Source organism: Duganella sp. FT27W (assembly GCF_009295655.1).
Lineage (GTDB): Bacteria > Pseudomonadota > Gammaproteobacteria > Burkholderiales > Burkholderiaceae_D > Rugamonas > Rugamonas zoogloeoides.
In genome coordinates, this window is record NZ_WHIV01000003.1 from 126324 (window position 1) to 142485 (window position 16162).

Consider the following 16162-nt stretch of genomic DNA (forward strand, 5'->3'; position numbering starts at 1 on the left):
TTATTGCGCCGCAGCGCGTCTCCAACAATTCGAAACAAAAAGCGAACTTCGGTCCGCTTTTCACGTGCCTACTTGATCCTATTATAGAGGGGAAAGTAGAAAGATTGCAGAAACTCGCAATAGTGCTGGCATTTATTGCAACGCAACCAATAGTAGAGTCCGGCGCAATCAGCCCTTGGCTTTGACGTAACGACCCGGCGCCGCCTCGATCGCGGTGTAGCGGGCGTTGCCGGGCTTGGCCTTGGGCTTGACCTTCTTGCCACCGTGCTGGGCCAGGAACCCAGCCCACTGTGGCCACCAGCTGCCCGGCACTTCCTGTGCGCCATCGAACCAGGCCTGGGCATCGGTTGCGCCACCGTCGTTGATCCAGTAGCTGCGCTTGTTCTTGGCCACCGAGTTGATCACGCCGGCGATATGGCCCGACGCGCCCAGCACGAAGCGGTTGGCGCCCGGCTTGCCCTGGTTGAGGATGTCGAGCGAACCGTACGCCGACATCCACGGCACGATGTGGTCTTCGCGCGAACCGTAGATGAAGGCCGGGGCGTCGATCAGGCCCAGGTCGATCTTTTCGCCGGCCACGGTGAGCTTCCCCGGCACCTTCAGGCTGTTTTCCAGGTACGTGTTGCGCAGGTACCAGCAGAACATCGGGCCCGGCAAATTGGTGCTGTCCGAGTTCCAGAACAGCAGGTCGAACGCCGACGGCTCATTGCCTTTGAGGTAGTTTGACTGCACATAGTTCCATACCAGGTCGTTCGGACGCAGGCTCGAAAAGGTCGAAGCCAGGTCGCGGCCCGGCATCAGGCCGCCGTCGCGCAATTGCTGCTCGCGCAGCGACACCTGGGTTTCATCGACGAAGACGTCGAGCACGCCGGTATCGCTGAAGTCGAGGAAGGTGGTGAGCAAGGTCAGGCTGGCCGCCGGATGCTGGCCGCGCGCCGCCAGTACCGCCAAGGCGGTGGAAACAATGGTGCCGCCGACGCAGAAGCCGAACATGTTCAGCTTGTCCTGGCCGCTGACGTCCTGGACGATGCGGATCGCTTCGATCACGCCCTGCTCCACGTAGTCGTCCCAGGTGGTGCCGGCCAGCGACTTGTCCGGGTTGATCCACGAGATCAGGAACACGGTGTTGCCCTGCTCCACCGCGTAGCGCACCAGCGAATTTTCCGGTTGCAGGTCGAGGATGTAGAACTTGTTGATGCACGGCGGCACCATCAACAGCGGGCGCTGGCTGACGGTCGGCGTGGTCGGCGTGTACTGGATCAGCTGGAACAGCGGATTTTCGTAAATCACGGTGCCAGGGGTGATGGCCAGGTTGCGGCCCACTTCGAAGGCCGATTCGTCCGACAGCGAGATATGGCCCTTGTTGATGTCGCCCAGCATATTGACCAGGCCCCGCGTCAGGCTCTCGCCCTTGGTTTCAATCAGTTTTTGCTGCGCTTCCGGATTGGTGGCGAGGAAGTTGGCGGGCGACATGGCATCGATCACCTGCTGCACGGCAAAGCGGATTTTCTGCTTTTGCTGGGGCGCGGTATCCACGGCCTCCACCATGGCACTGAGGAATTTGGCGTTGAGCAGGTAAGATGCGGCATTGAAGGCCGACATCGGATTGCCCTGCCAGGCCGCCGAGCTGAAGCGGCGGTCGCTGACGGCTGGCGCCTTGCCAGCCAAAAAATCCTGCCACAACGCGGTGAAGTCACGCAGATAATCGTTTTTCAGCTGCTCCATTGCTTCCGGTTTGAGCGCAACGCCGATATCCTGCAACATGGTGGCCATCGGGTTCGCCTCGGTGGTGGGCGCCTTGCTGAACCAGGATTGCCATTGGCTGGGGTCGCCCACCTGGGACATCCAGGCGTTGGCAATGGCTTGCGGATCGGGCAAATTCATGTGTGATTCCCTAAAAAAATATTGAATATCTCTTAACCTGGGTTGCTACATGCTGATTGTTGCTATTGCGTGGATTTACGTCGTGGGACTGATGGCGCTCACCGAGCCGACCATCGTCGCGGGAATTGTAACGTTTTTGTTCTATTGCGTGCTGCCGCTGGGGACCTTGATTTACATCGCGGGAACAGGCAAGCGCAAGGCGCGCCGGAAAGCGGCGGAACAGGCGGCGCGAGACGCTAAAAAGTCCAGCGCTACCTGACACTTATTTGAGCCAGATCAAGCTTGCCTGACGGCCAGTGACGCCATCGCGACGGAACGAATAGAAGCGCCCGGAATTGGCCACCGTACAGTACTCACCGCCATGCACTTGCGCCACACCGGCGCGCAGCATGCGGTGCCGGGCCAGTGCATAGATGTCGGCCAGGAACTTGCCCGGCTTGTGCTCGAGCGACGTAAACGCCGCCGTCACGTGGCGCACACTCGAATCGTCGAGCGCGCCCTGCAAAAACGCCTGGCGCACATCGCCGCCCACCTCAAACTGGTAGGCGCCGATGGCCGGCCCCATCCAGGCCATCAGGTCGCCGGCGCCGGCGGCACGCATCGCTTCGATGGTGTTTTCCAGCATGCCGGCGGCCAGGCCGCGCCAGCCGGCATGGGCGGCAGCCACCACGGTGCCGCGAGTGTCGCAGAACAGCACCGGCAGGCAGTCCGCCGTCATCACCACGCATACCTTGCCGGCGATGGTGGTCATGCTGGCATCCGCCTCGGGCACTTGCTGCGGTCCCACCTTGCCAAGGTCGGCCACCACGGTTCCGTGCACTTGCGCCAGCCACGCCGGGTCGTTAGGCAGCATGTCGCGCAGAATCTGGCGGTTGCGAGCGACGTTGTGCGGTTGGTCGCCCACGTGGGTGCCCAGGTTGAGGCCGCCCTGCCCCATGCCGTCGTCATACGGCGCGGGGCTCACGCCGCCGCGCCGCGTGGTGGACAACATGCCCACGTTGGCGGGCAGACCCGGCCAATGCGGCACCAGCCACTGTGGATTACTGTTCATTGTTAGTGCTGTTCCGGTTCGGCAATACCGGCCTGGGCGATCAGGCCGGCGAAATCTTCCGCCAGCGGCACGACCCATTCGCATTGCTCGCCGGTGGCCGGATGCACCAGCCCCAGGCGGCGCGCTTGCAGGGCCTGGCGAGGGAAGACGTTGGACAGGTGCTGCTTGCCGTAGGTGGTGTCGCCCACCAGCGGGAAACCGATCGACATCATGTGCACGCGGATCTGGTGGGTGCGGCCAGTTTCCAGGCGACACTGCATCAGGCTGACCGGACGACGATCGAGGTCGCCGCTGGCCAGCAGTTCATAGTGGGTAATGGCCGGCTTGGCGCCCATGCTGGTGGACACCGCCATCTTGATGCGGTCTTTCGGATGGCGGCCCATGGAGGCGTCGATGGTGCCGCTGATGCGCGGCGTGCCCCACACCAGCGCGAAATATTCGCGCTTGACAGTGCGCGCGGCCAGCTGGCGCACCAGGTCGGTCTGCGAAGCCAAAGTTTTGCCGACGACCATCAGGCCGCTGGTGTCCTTGTCGAGCCGGTGGACGATGCCGGCGCGCGGTACACCGGCCAGCTGCGGGCAGTGGAACAGCAGGCCGTTGAGCAGCGTGCCGCTCCAGTTGCCGGCACCCGGATGGACCACCAGGCCGGCCGGCTTGTTAATGACGATCAGGTGGTCGTCTTCAAAAACGATGTTAAGTTCTACCTGTTCCGGTTTAAAAGCCTCGTCTTCCGGCGCTGGTTGGGGCAGAATGACGATCTTCTCGTCGCCGTAGACCGTATCCTTGGTGCTTTTTGCCGGTTTGCCATCAACGCTGACGAAGCCGTCGGTAATCCACATCTGCAGGCGGCCGCGCGAAAATTGCGGCACCAGGCCCGAGATGACCTTGTCGAGGCGCTGGCCGCACGCGTCAGGCGTGAGTTCCAGTTCGATCGGCGCCAGGCTGTCATCCTCGTCGCCGTCGGCGTCGAGGACGATCGTGGTGTCGAGGTCGGAGGGATCGAGGGCGAGTTCGGTGGAGGATTCGGTCGAATTCGGCTTTGGAGTTAATATCACAGCATTCCCATCGGCTATAATCAGCCTATTGTAAAACTTTGGTTAAACAGCTTCTTGCAAAACAACATGCAAAAAAAATTATCGGTAGTCGCAGCAACGTTAGTGATGCTTAGTTTGTCGGCGTGCGGAGTGTTCTCGGACAAGACGGACGAAACAAAGGGCTGGACCGCTTCGAAATTATACTCGGAGGCGACCGAAGAACTCGAAGGAGCGCACTACGAGCGCGCAATTCAGCTGTACGAGCGCCTGGAATCGAGCTATCCATTCGGTACCTACGCCCAGCAGGCGCAGATGCAGATCGCCTATGCCTACTACAAATCGCAGGACCAGGCGCAAGCGCTGGCAGCGGTCGAGCGCTTCATCAAGCTGCATCCAAATCACAACAACGTCGATTATATGTACTACCTGCGCGGCCTGGTCAACTTCAACGACCAGGTTGGCCTGTTGAACTTTGTCTACGAGCAGGATGTTACCGAGCGCGATCCGAAGGCGACGCGCGAGGCGTACGCGGCGTTCAAGCAGCTGGTGGACAAGTTCCCCAACAGCAAGTACACGCCGGACGCCCGCCAGCGCATGCGCTACCTGGTCAACGCCATGGCGTCGTATGAAGTGCACGTGGCGCGCTACTACTACCGTCGCGGCGCCTACCTGGCAGCGGCCAACCGCGCCATGGGCATCATGGACGACTACCGCGATTCGCCATCGATCGAGGAAGCGCTGTTCATCATGATCCGCAGCTACGACAAGCTGGGCATGACCGAACTGCGCAACGACACCGAACGCGTCTTCCGCCTGAACTACCCGAACAGCAAGTTCCTCGACGAAGGCAAGAAGGCCGAGCGTCACTGGTGGAAGTTCTGGAGCAGCAAGTAATTAAAAAAAACCGGGATGAACATCCCGGTTTTTCTTTCTTTATCTGGTTTTACTCGGCAACTTTGCGCCGGAAAATCCACGTCGTCTCGCTTGAATCCTGCGCATCGAACGCGTACCCGTCCACGTCGAATTTTTTCAGCTTTTGCGGGTCGCTCAGTCCCTTGACGGTGGCGTAACGCGCCATCAAACCGCGCGCGCGCTTGGCGTAGAACGAGATGATCTTGTACTTGCCGCCTTTATAGTCCTCGAACTGCGGCGTGATCACCGGGATATCGAGCTGCTTCGGTTTGACCGACTTGAAATATTCTTCGGACGCCAGGTTGACCAGCGCTTTCGCGCCCTGCTCGGCTGCCAGCGCGTTCAGGGCGCGGGTCTGGGTGTCGCCCCAGAAGTCGTACAGGTTCTTGCCGCGCGCCGTGGTCAAGCGCGTGCCCATTTCCAGCCGGTGCGGGTGGATCAGGTCGAGCGGACGCAGCATGCCGTACAACCCGGACAGGATGCGCACGTGGGCCTGGGCGTAATCGATCTGTTTGGCGCTCAAGCTGTAGGCATCGAAGCCGGCATAAACGTCGCCGTTGAAGGCCATGATGGCCTGGCGGCCTTCGGCGGTGTCCGTGGTCCACGAGGCGTAACGGCCCACGTTGAGTGACGACAGCTTGTCGGACAGGTCCATCAACTCGCCGATCTGGTCCGGCGAAAATTCGCGCAGGCGGTCGATCAGCAGGGCCGACTGGTCGAGAAACGCAGGTTGGGAAACCAGCTTGGTCGTGGGAGGGGTTTCGAGGTCGAGACTTTTGGCGGGCGACAGCACTATCAACATATTCTGATTAACCTATTTACTGAACTTCCGACATGATACCCGTTCCCCGCATCGTCATCGACACCAACGTCTGCCTCGACCTGTTCGTCTTCAGGGACCCGCGCTGGGCTGCGCTGCTTGATGCGCTCGAGACCGGCAAGGTCGAAGCGGTCACCCGTTCCGACTGCCGCGACGAATACAATATCGTGCTGCATTACAAGCATTTGCCGCTCGACGACGACAGCCGGCCGCTGGCCGCCGCCCGCTTCGACGCACTGATCAAGGTGGTGGCGCCGGCCGAATCGGGCGTGCGCCTGCCCGTGTGCACCGACCGCGACGACCAGAAATTTCTCGAAGTGGCGCGCGACGCCCAGGCCAGCGTCTTGATCACCAAGGACAAGGCGCTGCTCAAGCTGGGCAAGCGCCTGGTGAAGGCCGGAATGTTCAAGGTGGTGGTGCCCGAGAAGTGGTCGCTCGAAGGGTGACGCACACGCGCTGACCTGCGCTAGAATAGGCGATCCGCCCACCACATCGCCGACATGACTAGCAGCCAACCCAGCAGCAGCACCATAGACTCCCCCGTCCTTGCCAGCCGCCTGCCGGCCGTCGGCACCACCGTGTTTACCCGCATGTCGGTATTGGCCGCGCAAGCGGACGCCGTCAACCTGGGCCAGGGCTTCCCCGATTTTCCATGCGAACGCAGCCTGCTCGATGCCGTCACGGACGCGATGCAGGCCGACTTCAACCAGTATCCGCCCATGAGCGGCGTGCCCGCCCTGCGCGCGGCGATTGCCGCCAAGATCGCCCATTTGTACGGCCAGCAGTACGACGCCAACGACATCACGATTACCGCCGGCGCCACCCAGGGATTGACCACCGCCATCCTGTGCTGCGTGCACCCGGGCGACGAAGTGATCGTGATCGAACCCGTGTACGACAGCTATGTGCCAGCGATTACCCTCGCGGGCGGCACCGCCGTATGCGTGCAGATGGACATGCGCGCCAGCGGCTACACGGTGCCGTGGGCCAAGGTGGCAGCCGCCGTCACCAGCCGCACCCGGCTGATCGTCATCAACACCCCGCACAATCCCACCGGCAGCATCTTGCGCGGCTCGGACATGCATGCGCTGGCCGACATCGTGCGCGGCACCAATATATTGATCCTGTCCGACGAGGTGTACGAACACATGGTATTCGACGGCCAGCGCCACGAATCCGTATGCCGCCACCCGGAACTGGCGGCGCGCGCGTTCGTGGTGTCGTCGTTTGGCAAAACGTACCACGTCACCGGCTGGAAAATCGGCTACGTGGCGGCGCCGCCCGCGCTCACGGCCGAGTTCCGCAAGGTGCACCAATACAATGTGTTCAGCGTGAATACGCCGATGCAACATGGCATCGCCAGCTACATGGCCGATCCGCAGCCGTACTTGCAGTTGCCGGCGTTTTACCAGCGCAAGCGCGATTTGTTCCGCGACGGCCTGGCCGGCACCCGCTTCGAATTGCTGCCGGCCGACGGCACGTATTTCCAGTGCGTGCGCTACGATAAAATTTCGTCGCAGACCGAGGCCGAATTTGCCGAATGGCTCACCACCGAGATCAAGGTGGCGGCAATTCCCGTTTCGGCGTTTTACCAGCACGGCATCGAGTCGGGCATCGTCCGCTTCTGCTTTGCCAAGCAGGACGCCACGCTGGCGCTGGCCCTGGCGCGCCTGGCCACCATCTAGGAGCCCGCCATGGCCGACCTCGATCCTGGCACGCCATCGGCCTCCGTGCTGCACCTGCTCAATGTCTGCAACCGCCGGCTCGAACACCTGCTGGAGAACCTGCGCAACGAACCCGACGCCGAGGGCGCGCTGCGGCAGATTGCCGCCGACGTGGTCCACGCCGTGGAGCAACACGCCGACATTGCCCTGGCCGCCATCCTGCTCAACCAGATCGCCGGCAGCTACGCCGTGCGCCACTGTATCGAAACGGCCGTGGTCGTCGTGGTCATGGCGCGCCGGCTCGGTAAAACCGACGCCGACACGCTGACCCTCACCGCCGCCGCGCTGACCATGAACGTGGGCATGCTGCGCCACCAGGACACGTTCCAGGACAAGCACACACCCTTGTCCAGCGAAGAGCTGGCGATCGTGCGGCGCCACCCCGAGGATTCGGCCAATCTGCTGCAATGCGCAGGCGTGCAGGACGACGACTGGATTTCATGCGTGCTGCTGCACCACGAAAACGACGACGGCAGCGGTTATCCGGCCGGCATCGCCAGCCCGGAAGTGACGCTCAACGCCAAGCTGCTGAGCCTGGCCGACCGGTATTGCGCGCAAGTGTCGGCCCGCAATTACCGGCGCTCGATCCTGCCCGACGCCGCCATCCGCAACCTGCGCGAAGACCGCGCCAGCCCGGTCGATCCGGAACTGCTGGCACTATTCCATGACGAACTGGGCGACTACCCGCCCGGCTGCCTGGTGCGCCTGCACGGCGGTGAAATCGGCGTGGTCACCCGCCGAGGCAGCAACGGTGCGGCACAGGTAACCTGCCTGCGCGATGCGGCCGGCGTGGCAGTTGCCGCCGAAGCCAGACCGCTGCCGGCCACGGCCATCGCCGCAGCGATCACCGAAGACGATGCCGACACCCGCTTCAGCATGAAGCAGGTGTGGGGCGCGCAAGCCGGCCTGTAGCCGGCTGCGGCCGTGCTGACATCTTTCAACAACCGAACCACCATGCCGCCCACATCAGTAACCTCAGCCCACCCCGCCCCCTGGTTCGATATGAACACCGTCACGGACTTTCCCGGCACGTACCACAGCCAGCTACTGGACACGGTCACGGTGACGCAGGCGGCCGGTGCCCGCCATAGCGTGCAGCGCGACAGCCCGTGGCGCGATAGTTGCGATAGCGGCGCCGAACAGCATTTATTGGTGATCTGGCAGCGGCGCGGCACTGCCACGCTGGTGCAGCATGGCAGCACGTTGCGGCTGGTCCCCGGCGACATGCTGGTGCACGAAGCGGGACAACCGTACCGGCTGGATTTCGAGGAGCCGTTCGAAGTGACGGTGGCGCGGATCCCGGCAGCGCCGATGCGCAGCCTGTGTCCGCTAGTCGATACCCTGCTGGGCGTGGTGCAGAATTGCCGCCAGCCGCAGGTGGCGCTGTTGACGGCGATGGCTGATTGCCACGTCGCCACCGACTACGCCGTCCTGCCCCGGGCCGCAGCCTTGCACGCGGCGGAAGCTTTGCGGCAAACCCTGGCCGCCTGCGCGCTGGGCGTGGTGGTGACCGAGCAGCAGCGCCGGCCCAGCCTGAGCCAGTACCACCTGGGCCGCATCCGCCAGTACGCGCTCAAGCGGATCGGCGACAGCGGCCTGTCGATCAATGAGCTGGTGGAAGCGCTCGGCATTTCAGCCGCGCACATCCACCGCCTGTTTGCAGGCGAAGCGCAAAGCTTCAGCACGTGGCTGTGGGACACGCGGTTGAAGCTGTGCCACCTGGCCTTGCGTGACCCGGAATGCAGCAGCCAGCCGATCAGCCAGATCGCCTACCAGTTCGGCTTCAGCCATCCCGCGCATTTTTCACGCGCCTACCGCAATCACTTCGGCATGACGCCGAGCGCCTGGCGCGCCGGCACGCCGGTGGCTGCCGACAACACCGCCACCCGGCGCCGCTAACTTCAGGCAGCCGACGCCGCTTTACGCCGGCGGCGTGCCACCAGCAACATGCCGCCCATGCCCAGGCTCATCATCAGCCAGGCCGATGGTTCCGGCACTGCCGACACATTGTCGAGCATCGCCACACCGAGCGCTGAAGTGTTGAACGACGATCCGCCACCGAGCACATAGTTGAACGCATACGCACCCTGCTGGGCATACGTCATCGACGAGTTGATCACCAGGTGCTGGTTGCCGGCGCCGAACAGGCCCAGGTCAACCACGTGGTCGTTGAAGAACAGGTTGGCGGCAGCGAGCGTTGTGAAGCTTTGCGACAGCAAGGTCACGCCGTTGTTGCTGATGGTGAGATCGAGCGCATCGAAACCGGCGCCAGCGAAGGTGGACGATACAAAGCCCAGCAGCAGGCGCTGCGCGCTGTCGGTGGCAAAGCTGAACTCGCCCGACGTGGTCAACACGGTCGGATTGTCGTCGATGAGCGCTTCGATACCGGCCGCGTGCACGCCCGTGCCCAGCACGGTCGGAATCGCCGCAGCGACATTGGCGCCCAGGCCCAGCGCGGCAGCATCGACCGGACCGGCGCCGACGTGCGCCGACATGGTGGAAACCGCTGCCAGCTGCGGCAACTCGAAAGCGCTGGCGCGGAACTGGCTCGAGGCCGAAGTCTGCGCCAGGTTGCCGCGCGCGCTGCTGGCGCCGGCCGCATAGGTGACTGCGCCGCCGCTTGCCGCGATGCCTTGCGCGGTGGCCTTGACGTTCAGGGTCAGCGCCTCGCCTTCGGCACGCGCCAGGCTGACACCGCCGGCGCGGGTGCTGACCGCGATGGCGGCAGCATTGGCATGGCTGCTGCTTTCGGCAACGGTGTAGCTGGAAATGCCACCGCGCGCCACAGCGACGCTCTCGACAATGCCGCTGCCGGAACGGCCGTAGGCATTGGCAGTGGCGTCGCCCCGGAACGCGCGCGCGCCACTGGCGTCGCCGATGTTGCTGAGCGCGGTGGAGGTGACGCTGACGTTGTGCGCGCCGCTGGTCACCGCCCTGGCCTTGCTCAAGGATGTGCCGGCCAGCGAATCGGTGGCGCCGTTGCTGGTGTAACCACCTACTGCCCTGCTGCTGGCGACAATGTCGCCCGCTGCGCGTACGTCGGTGGTAGCCGTGGCCGTTTCGATCCGTTCGCCACCGAGGGCAACCGAGACGGCGCGCACGGCGGCAGTCCCGGCAGCAACGCCGGCGCGCACCGTGTTGACGACCGTATTGGCGATTGCCGCGCCGAGATTGAGGGGGCTGGCGCCGTTGGACACCGCCTGCGCCTGCACATCGACCGCCTGCATGCCGGTGCCCGACACCGTGGTGTTGCTGGTGGCATAGCTGCCGTTGCTGAAGCTGCCGCCCTGGGCGCCGTCGCCCGACAACGCCAGGTTGGCCGTCGCCGCGCCGTAGTTGTTTTTGTCGAGCACGGACCGGTTATCCTGGCCCGCACCACCGCTGGCCTCAACCGTGCCGCGCACGGTGCCGGCGCCGCTGCCACGCAGCGAGGCGGTGGCGTTGCCGCCGTACCCACCATTGCCACCAGTGGCCAGCACGCGGCCGTTGACCGCGCCGTTGCCGCGCAAGTCGGCGCTGGCGGTAGCGGCACCACCTGTGCCGCTGTTGTTATACTGGAACCCGCTCGCGCCGCCGGCGGCGGTCACCAGCGCGTCAATTCCGGCGCCGCTGCGGCCAGCGGTAAGCGTCAGGGCGCTGGCTGCGGCCCCGCCGTCGTATGCTGTTCCAAAAGCCGGGTTGCCGCTGTCACCGCCGAGGCTGGAAATATTGAGCGTCAGCGCGCTTGCCGTGCGGTCCTCCAACACCAGCGTAGAGACCGCTTTACCGCCACGGACATCGGTCGCCAAGTCCTGGAATGGCGGAATCGTGCTGTCCGAATTATTGCCGCCCTTGCCACCGGTGGCGCGCTGGGTCAATGTGACAGTGCCGCCAGCAGTGGTGCCGCGCGCGGCATTGGTCAGCGTGGCGTTGCCGCCGCGTGCGCCGCGCCAGGCGATGGCGGCGCCGTTGCCGCCCGCGCCGCCGGTGGCTTCGGCCGTGGCCGAAACGTTGCCGGTGAGCGAAGTGGCGCTGGCGGCAGCAGTAGCTGCGCCGCCGACACCGGCAATACCGACCGCGCCACCATTGGCGTCGCCGCCGGTGCCGCCCACGGCCACCGCCAGCGCGGTGGCGTTGCCGACGGCGGTCGTAGTGGCCTTGCTGCTCGCCGCACCGCCGTTGCCGCCGTTACCGTAAGCTGGATCGGCAGGCGTGAAGTTGAAAAAGCCGAGCGTGGCGCCGGCATGGCCGCCGTCGCCGCCGAGCGCGCTGGCGCCGGCGTAGCCGGTCAGGTCGAGCGTGGTGGCGCTGGCCGCGCCGCCGTGACCGCCGCTACCGCCGGTGCCGGCCTCGGCGTCGCCTTCCTGCAGCGACGGGCCGCCCGCGCCGCCATTGCCACCGCGGCCGCCAATGACGGTCAGGCGGTTATACAAGGTGCCGGCATTGCCGGGGTTGATGGTCAGCGACTGGCCGGCCTTACCGGCGGCGCCAGCGGCGAGTGGCGCGGTCGCGTCGGCGCCATGCTGGCCGGCGTTACCGGTGCGCACCACGTCAGCCGCGTATGCATTGGCGACTGCCAGCGACAGCAACAACGGCGTCAGTCCGACTGCCAGAGCTTGCTTTGAAGAGAATTGTTTCATGCCTAGCCTTAATCAGATGTTATGTGATTTTTATTAAAATAATCACCATGATCTTAATATTAAGGCACATCTTTGGCTATCACCCAACTCTCATATTAATTGACTGCCACTCTCATCGTTGCAAAAAACACTACACCACCATCCGCACTCCCGGCTTAGCGCGACAACTGGTCGAGGCGGCGGTCGATAAAGGCCAGCAGCTCCGGCGTGATGCCGTTGCCGGTGCGCGCGCGGGTAAACGCTTCGCGCGCCTCGGCCTTGTGCTGGTCGGCCTGCAGCGAGATGCCCAGGCCCATCCACCACACGCCGTTGAGCGGCGCCAGCTTCAGCGCCGCCTGGTAGTACTGGGCCGCTTCGGCGTGGCGCTGTGCGCGTTGCAGCACACCGGCCAGGAAGCCCTGGTAGTCGGCATTGGCGGCGGCGTATGGCAAGGTGGTCATCAGGGTTTCCAACGCCGGGCCACCGCGTTCGAGTTGCAGCCGTGCCAGCACCATGGCCAGGCCGGGCTGGCGCGGATCGATGCCCAGCGCCAGCCGCAACTGGCGGATGGCGTCGTCGGGCCGGCGGTTTTCCAGCAGCAGCGACACATAGGTCTGGCGCGCCGCGTCGTTGCGCGGATCGATTTCCAGCGCGCGGTCCAGGTCGGCCATGGCAGCGTTCACACGGCCGTCCTGCAACGATGCCAGCCCACGGCGGTAAGTGTTTTCGGACAATTGCTTGGGCGTGAGTTCCGGCTTGGTGGTGACCGATCCGTCGGCATGGGCGACACCCTGGCGCGGCGGGCGTGGCGTGGCGGCGTCGGCCGCCGCTGCCCGCCCGGTGGCTGCAGCGGTGGCGGAAGGTGCAGCGGCGGCACGTGCGGGTGCGGCGCTGCCCGCCTGCGCGGAAGGCGGCGCTGCGGCTGCGGCAGCAATGGCCGGCATCGCCGGCGCTGCCGTTGACGGCGCGCCAGCCGCCACAGGATTCGACGTGCCAGCCGCTGTACCAGTCGAGGTTGCAGCGGCGGTGCCAGTTGACGTTGCCGCCGGCGTAGCAGTCGAGTTGACAGCCGCCGTTGCAGCCGTCGCCGCAGCCACCGTTGCAGGCGATGTCGCGGCCGGCGTCACAACCGATCCATCAGGCGATATCCCGGCCGGCACTGCGGCAGACCCTGCAGCCGGCGTTGGCGTTGACGCAAGCGCTGGCGGCGCAACTGTCGGTGCCGCCATCACCGGCACCGGTCCCGGCGCGGGCCGGTGGGCGAATTTCCAGCCATACCAGCCGGCGATTGCCGCCACCACGACCGCCACGCCGGCGCCGGCGTAGACCAGCGGCCGGCGCTCGCGTTCGGGCAGCGGTACCGCTTTCAGTTCGCGTTGCTGCAAATCTTTCTCGCGTGCGCCACCGCGTGCATCGAGGTCCTGCAACATTTTATTGATCAGACTCATTTGCTCAGTGTCCAAGTGAGGCCGCAAGCGGCCACCAGAATTGCTGTGCCTGCCGCAGTCCACGCCAGCCGGGATTTCGAGCGCGGTTGCACCGTGTCACGCGCCGCCAGGCTGACATGGCGACGGCTCACCTGTTGCTGCCCCTCGCCAAAACACGCCATCAGCGCCTTGTTGGCAATGATGTTCACCAGCCGTGGGATGCCGCCGCTGGCGCCGTACAGCCGAGCCACCGCACCGCGCGTAAACAGGCGGCTGCCGTCGTAGCCGGCCACCCGCAGGCGGTGCGCCAGATAATATTCGATATCGTCGCGCTTGAGCGGTCCCAGGTGGTAATGAAAGGTGATGCGCTGGGCCAGCTGGCGGATCGCATTGTCCTGCAAGCGCACATTGAGTTCAGGTTGGCCGAACAGGATGATTTGCAGCAGCTTGCGCTTTTCCGTTTCCAGGTTCGACAGCAGACGCAGCGCCTCCAGGCTTTCGACCGGAATGGCCTGCGCTTCGTCGAGCAGCAGCAGCACTTGCTGGTCCTGCTGGGCCAGCTCGATCAGGCGCGCCGTGATCGATTTTAATAGCTGGTGCTGATCGACGTCGCGCTCGAGCGCGATTTCCAGCTCGTCGGCCAGCGCCAGCATCAGGGTGCGTGGCTCCAGCAAGGGATTGGGAATGTACGCGGTGACAAAACCGGGACCGATGGTGGCAATGAATTTGCGGCACAGCAGGGTCTTGCCGGTGCCCACTTCGCCGGTGATCTTGATGAAGCCTTCGCCGCTCCTGGCCGCCACCAGCAAGGTATTCAACGCCTCCTGCGAATGCGGGCAGGTGAAGAAATAGCTGGTGTCCGGCGTGATGTTGAACGGTGCTTCACGCAAACCGAAGTGTTTGGCGTACATGGTTACGGACGTCCCCCGCGACGGTGCGGATCGAGATCCTTGATGCGGCGGCTGCTGTCGAGCAGATCCTGGTTCCAGTCCGACGTCGATTCGATCACGGTCGGCTTGATCAGCACCACCAGCTCGCGCTTCTGCACCACTTCACCGGTCGAACGGAACAGCGCACCTACCACCGGCAAGCCGCCGATGCCTGGCACGCCGGAGCGGTCCGAAGTCGTCGCCTGGCGCATCAGGCCGCCAATCGCCACCACCTGGCCATTCTGGCCGCGCACGATGCTGTCCATTTCCGAAGTGGATGACGACGCCAGCGGCAGCGACAGGCTGCCCAGCGCCACGCCAAGGTTGACCGCCTTGTTGACGGTGGATACCTGGCTCACCGACGGGTGCACGTGCAGGATGATGTTGCCCTGGTCGTCGATCTGCGGCGTCACGTCCAGCACCACGCCGGAGAAGAACGGTTGCAGCGTGACGCTCGGCGTGGTCACGCCGGTGCCGTTGGCATTGTTGTTGGTGGTGGTGCTGACGCCGGTGACGAAGAATTCGTCGGTACCGATCTTGAGCAGCGCTTTTTGATTGTTGAGGGTGGCGATGCGCGGGCTCGACAGCACGTGCACGGTGCCCTGCCCTTCGAGGAAGGAAATCAGCGCGGCAAAATTGCTGGTCTGGAATGCCAGGCCGAACAGCGAGCCCATGGCGTCACCGGCGGCACCGAGTGCCGCGCCCGGCGTGGCCACGATGCTGCCGTTGTTGAGCGTGACGCCGGCGCCGTTGGCGTTCAGCGGCGCCATGGCGGTGCCCGGCTGCACCAGGCCGCCCGACACCAGGTGGTTGCTGCCTTTGAGGCGGCCGAATGCCGACCAGTTGATGCCGCTCTGGAAGTTGCTGTTCAATTCCACTTCGAGGATCTTCGCCTCCAGGATCACCTGGCGGTCCACCGATATCTGGGTGGCGCGCAGGTATTCATCGACGTTGCGCAACGCATCGGGCATGGCGCGGATCACGATCACGCCCGATTGCGGGCTGATGGTGACGCTGCGGCCGTCGGTGCCGCTATCGACGATGGCGTCGAGCGCGGTTTTCAGTTCCACCCAGAAGTCGCTGGCCGACGTGGTCTGCACGCTGGCCGCATCGCGCTGCGATTGAGAACGGCTGCCGCCGCTGTTGTCGCCGTTATTGCCGTTGTTGTTACCGTTATTGCCGGAATTGTCGTTGCTGTTATTGCCATTGCCGCTGTTGTTGTTGCCACTGCTGCTGGTGCCGGCATTGGCCACCGACGTCGACGACACGCGCAAGCTCGACACGCCCTTGCGGGTAGCGGTCAGGTAGTTGACCTTGAACATCTTGGTCTGCATGGTGAGCGGACGGATGTAGATGCGGGTGCCGTCGATCTTGTAATCGTAGCCGTACAGTTCGCGGATCGCCTCCAGCGCTTCGAACAGGGTCACGTCCTTGAGATTGGCCGTGATATTGCCGGTCACCTCGGGGTTGATCAGCATGTTGTAGCGGGTGCCGGCCACGATGGAATTGTAGAACTGCTGGACCGGCACATTGTTGAACGAGACATTGAACCGCTCTTCCAGCACCGCGCGGGCCTTGGGCAACTGCTCGGTCAATTGCGCCACCGGCGGCAGCAGGGCGCTGGCCACGGCATCGGCCTGGCTGGCGGCCGGCGGCTTGGCGTTGAGCGCGCTATCGACCTCCGCGCCGATCTGGTTGTAGGTGTCGCGCTTGGGCGCCGTTTGGCAGCCGCTCAAAATCAGCGTAGTCAGGACGGCGATGGACAGGTGCTTTTGCATAATCG

General features: G+C 64.2%; 14 protein-coding genes. 6 read left to right on the forward strand and 8 right to left on the reverse strand.

Annotated elements, in window-relative coordinates:
- Positions 1 to 168 precede the first annotated feature (168 nt).
- Positions 169 to 1884 carry a class I poly(R)-hydroxyalkanoic acid synthase gene (gene phaC / locus F8197_RS12385; protein WP_152882147.1) on the reverse strand — a complete coding sequence of 572 codons (1716 nt, stop codon included), beginning with the start codon at positions 1882 to 1884 and terminating at the stop codon, positions 169 to 171.
- Positions 1885 to 1933: 49 nt separating this feature from the next.
- On the opposite strand from phaC, the gene F8197_RS12390 reads away from it, so the two are divergent.
- Positions 1934 to 2143 (forward strand): hypothetical protein, encoded by a 210-nt coding sequence (locus F8197_RS12390; protein WP_019920738.1) that lies wholly within the window; start codon positions 1934 to 1936, stop codon positions 2141 to 2143.
- 3 nt (positions 2144 to 2146) lie between these two features.
- Here F8197_RS12390 and pgeF read toward each other — a convergent pair whose 3' ends face one another.
- Both pgeF and F8197_RS12400 read right to left on the reverse strand, forming a co-directional pair.
- On the reverse strand, positions 2147 to 2935 hold the full coding sequence (gene pgeF / locus F8197_RS12395; protein ID WP_152882148.1) for a peptidoglycan editing factor PgeF: 789 nt from the start codon (positions 2933 to 2935) through the stop codon (positions 2147 to 2149).
- A gap of 2 nt (positions 2936 to 2937) precedes the next feature.
- A complete protein-coding gene (locus F8197_RS12400) occupies positions 2938 to 3990 on the reverse strand; it encodes an RluA family pseudouridine synthase (RefSeq protein WP_056148323.1) in 1053 nt (350 codons plus the stop codon).
- A gap of 66 nt (positions 3991 to 4056) precedes the next feature.
- Between F8197_RS12400 and F8197_RS12405 the strand changes: the two genes are divergently transcribed.
- Positions 4057 to 4863 (forward strand): outer membrane protein assembly factor BamD, encoded by an 807-nt coding sequence (locus F8197_RS12405; RefSeq protein WP_026637084.1) that lies wholly within the window; start codon positions 4057 to 4059, stop codon positions 4861 to 4863.
- Positions 4864 to 4912: 49 nt separating this feature from the next.
- On the opposite strand, the gene yaaA is transcribed toward F8197_RS12405, so the two are convergent.
- Positions 4913 to 5683: a peroxide stress protein YaaA gene (gene yaaA, locus F8197_RS12410; protein WP_152882150.1), complete on the reverse strand. Its 771-nt coding sequence runs from the start codon at positions 5681 to 5683 to the stop codon at positions 4913 to 4915.
- Between the two features lie 32 nt (positions 5684 to 5715).
- On the opposite strand from yaaA, the gene F8197_RS12415 reads away from it, so the two are divergent.
- The 4 genes from F8197_RS12415 (at position 5716) to F8197_RS12430 (ending at position 9324) form a co-directional block, all read left to right on the forward strand.
- Positions 5716 to 6147: a putative toxin-antitoxin system toxin component, PIN family gene (locus F8197_RS12415; protein ID WP_152882151.1), complete on the forward strand. Its 432-nt coding sequence runs from the start codon at positions 5716 to 5718 to the stop codon at positions 6145 to 6147.
- 54 nt (positions 6148 to 6201) lie between these two features.
- The gene (locus F8197_RS12420) at positions 6202 to 7386 is read left to right on the forward strand and encodes a pyridoxal phosphate-dependent aminotransferase (protein ID WP_152882152.1); all 1185 of its coding nucleotides are present in this window, start codon (positions 6202 to 6204) and stop codon (positions 7384 to 7386) included.
- A 9-nt stretch (positions 7387 to 7395) separates the two neighbouring features.
- A complete protein-coding gene (locus F8197_RS12425) occupies positions 7396 to 8337 on the forward strand; it encodes an HD-GYP domain-containing protein (protein ID WP_152882153.1) in 942 nt (313 codons plus the stop codon).
- A 90-nt stretch (positions 8338 to 8427) separates the two neighbouring features.
- Positions 8428 to 9324: an AraC family transcriptional regulator gene (locus tag F8197_RS12430; protein WP_193333419.1), complete on the forward strand. Its 897-nt coding sequence runs from the start codon at positions 8428 to 8430 to the stop codon at positions 9322 to 9324.
- 2 nt (positions 9325 to 9326) lie between these two features.
- Here F8197_RS12430 and F8197_RS12435 read toward each other — a convergent pair whose 3' ends face one another.
- The 4 genes from F8197_RS12435 to mshL form a co-directional block, all read right to left on the reverse strand.
- On the reverse strand, positions 9327 to 12044 hold the full coding sequence (locus tag F8197_RS12435) for a PEP-CTERM sorting domain-containing protein (RefSeq protein WP_152882155.1): 2718 nt from the start codon (positions 12042 to 12044) through the stop codon (positions 9327 to 9329).
- Between the two features lie 155 nt (positions 12045 to 12199).
- Positions 12200 to 13471, reverse strand: coding sequence for a M48 family metallopeptidase (locus tag F8197_RS12440; RefSeq protein WP_227012222.1), 1272 nt, complete (start codon positions 13469 to 13471; stop codon positions 12200 to 12202).
- On the reverse strand, positions 13468 to 14361 hold the full coding sequence (locus F8197_RS12445) for an ExeA family protein (protein WP_152882156.1): 894 nt from the start codon (positions 14359 to 14361) through the stop codon (positions 13468 to 13470). The genes F8197_RS12440 and F8197_RS12445 overlap by 4 nt, the downstream gene beginning before the upstream one ends.
- Positions 14362 to 14363: 2 nt before the next feature.
- Positions 14364 to 16157 (reverse strand): pilus (MSHA type) biogenesis protein MshL, encoded by a 1794-nt coding sequence (mshL, locus tag F8197_RS12450; protein ID WP_152882157.1) that lies wholly within the window; start codon positions 16155 to 16157, stop codon positions 14364 to 14366.
- Between the last annotated feature and the right edge of the window lie 5 nt (positions 16158 to 16162).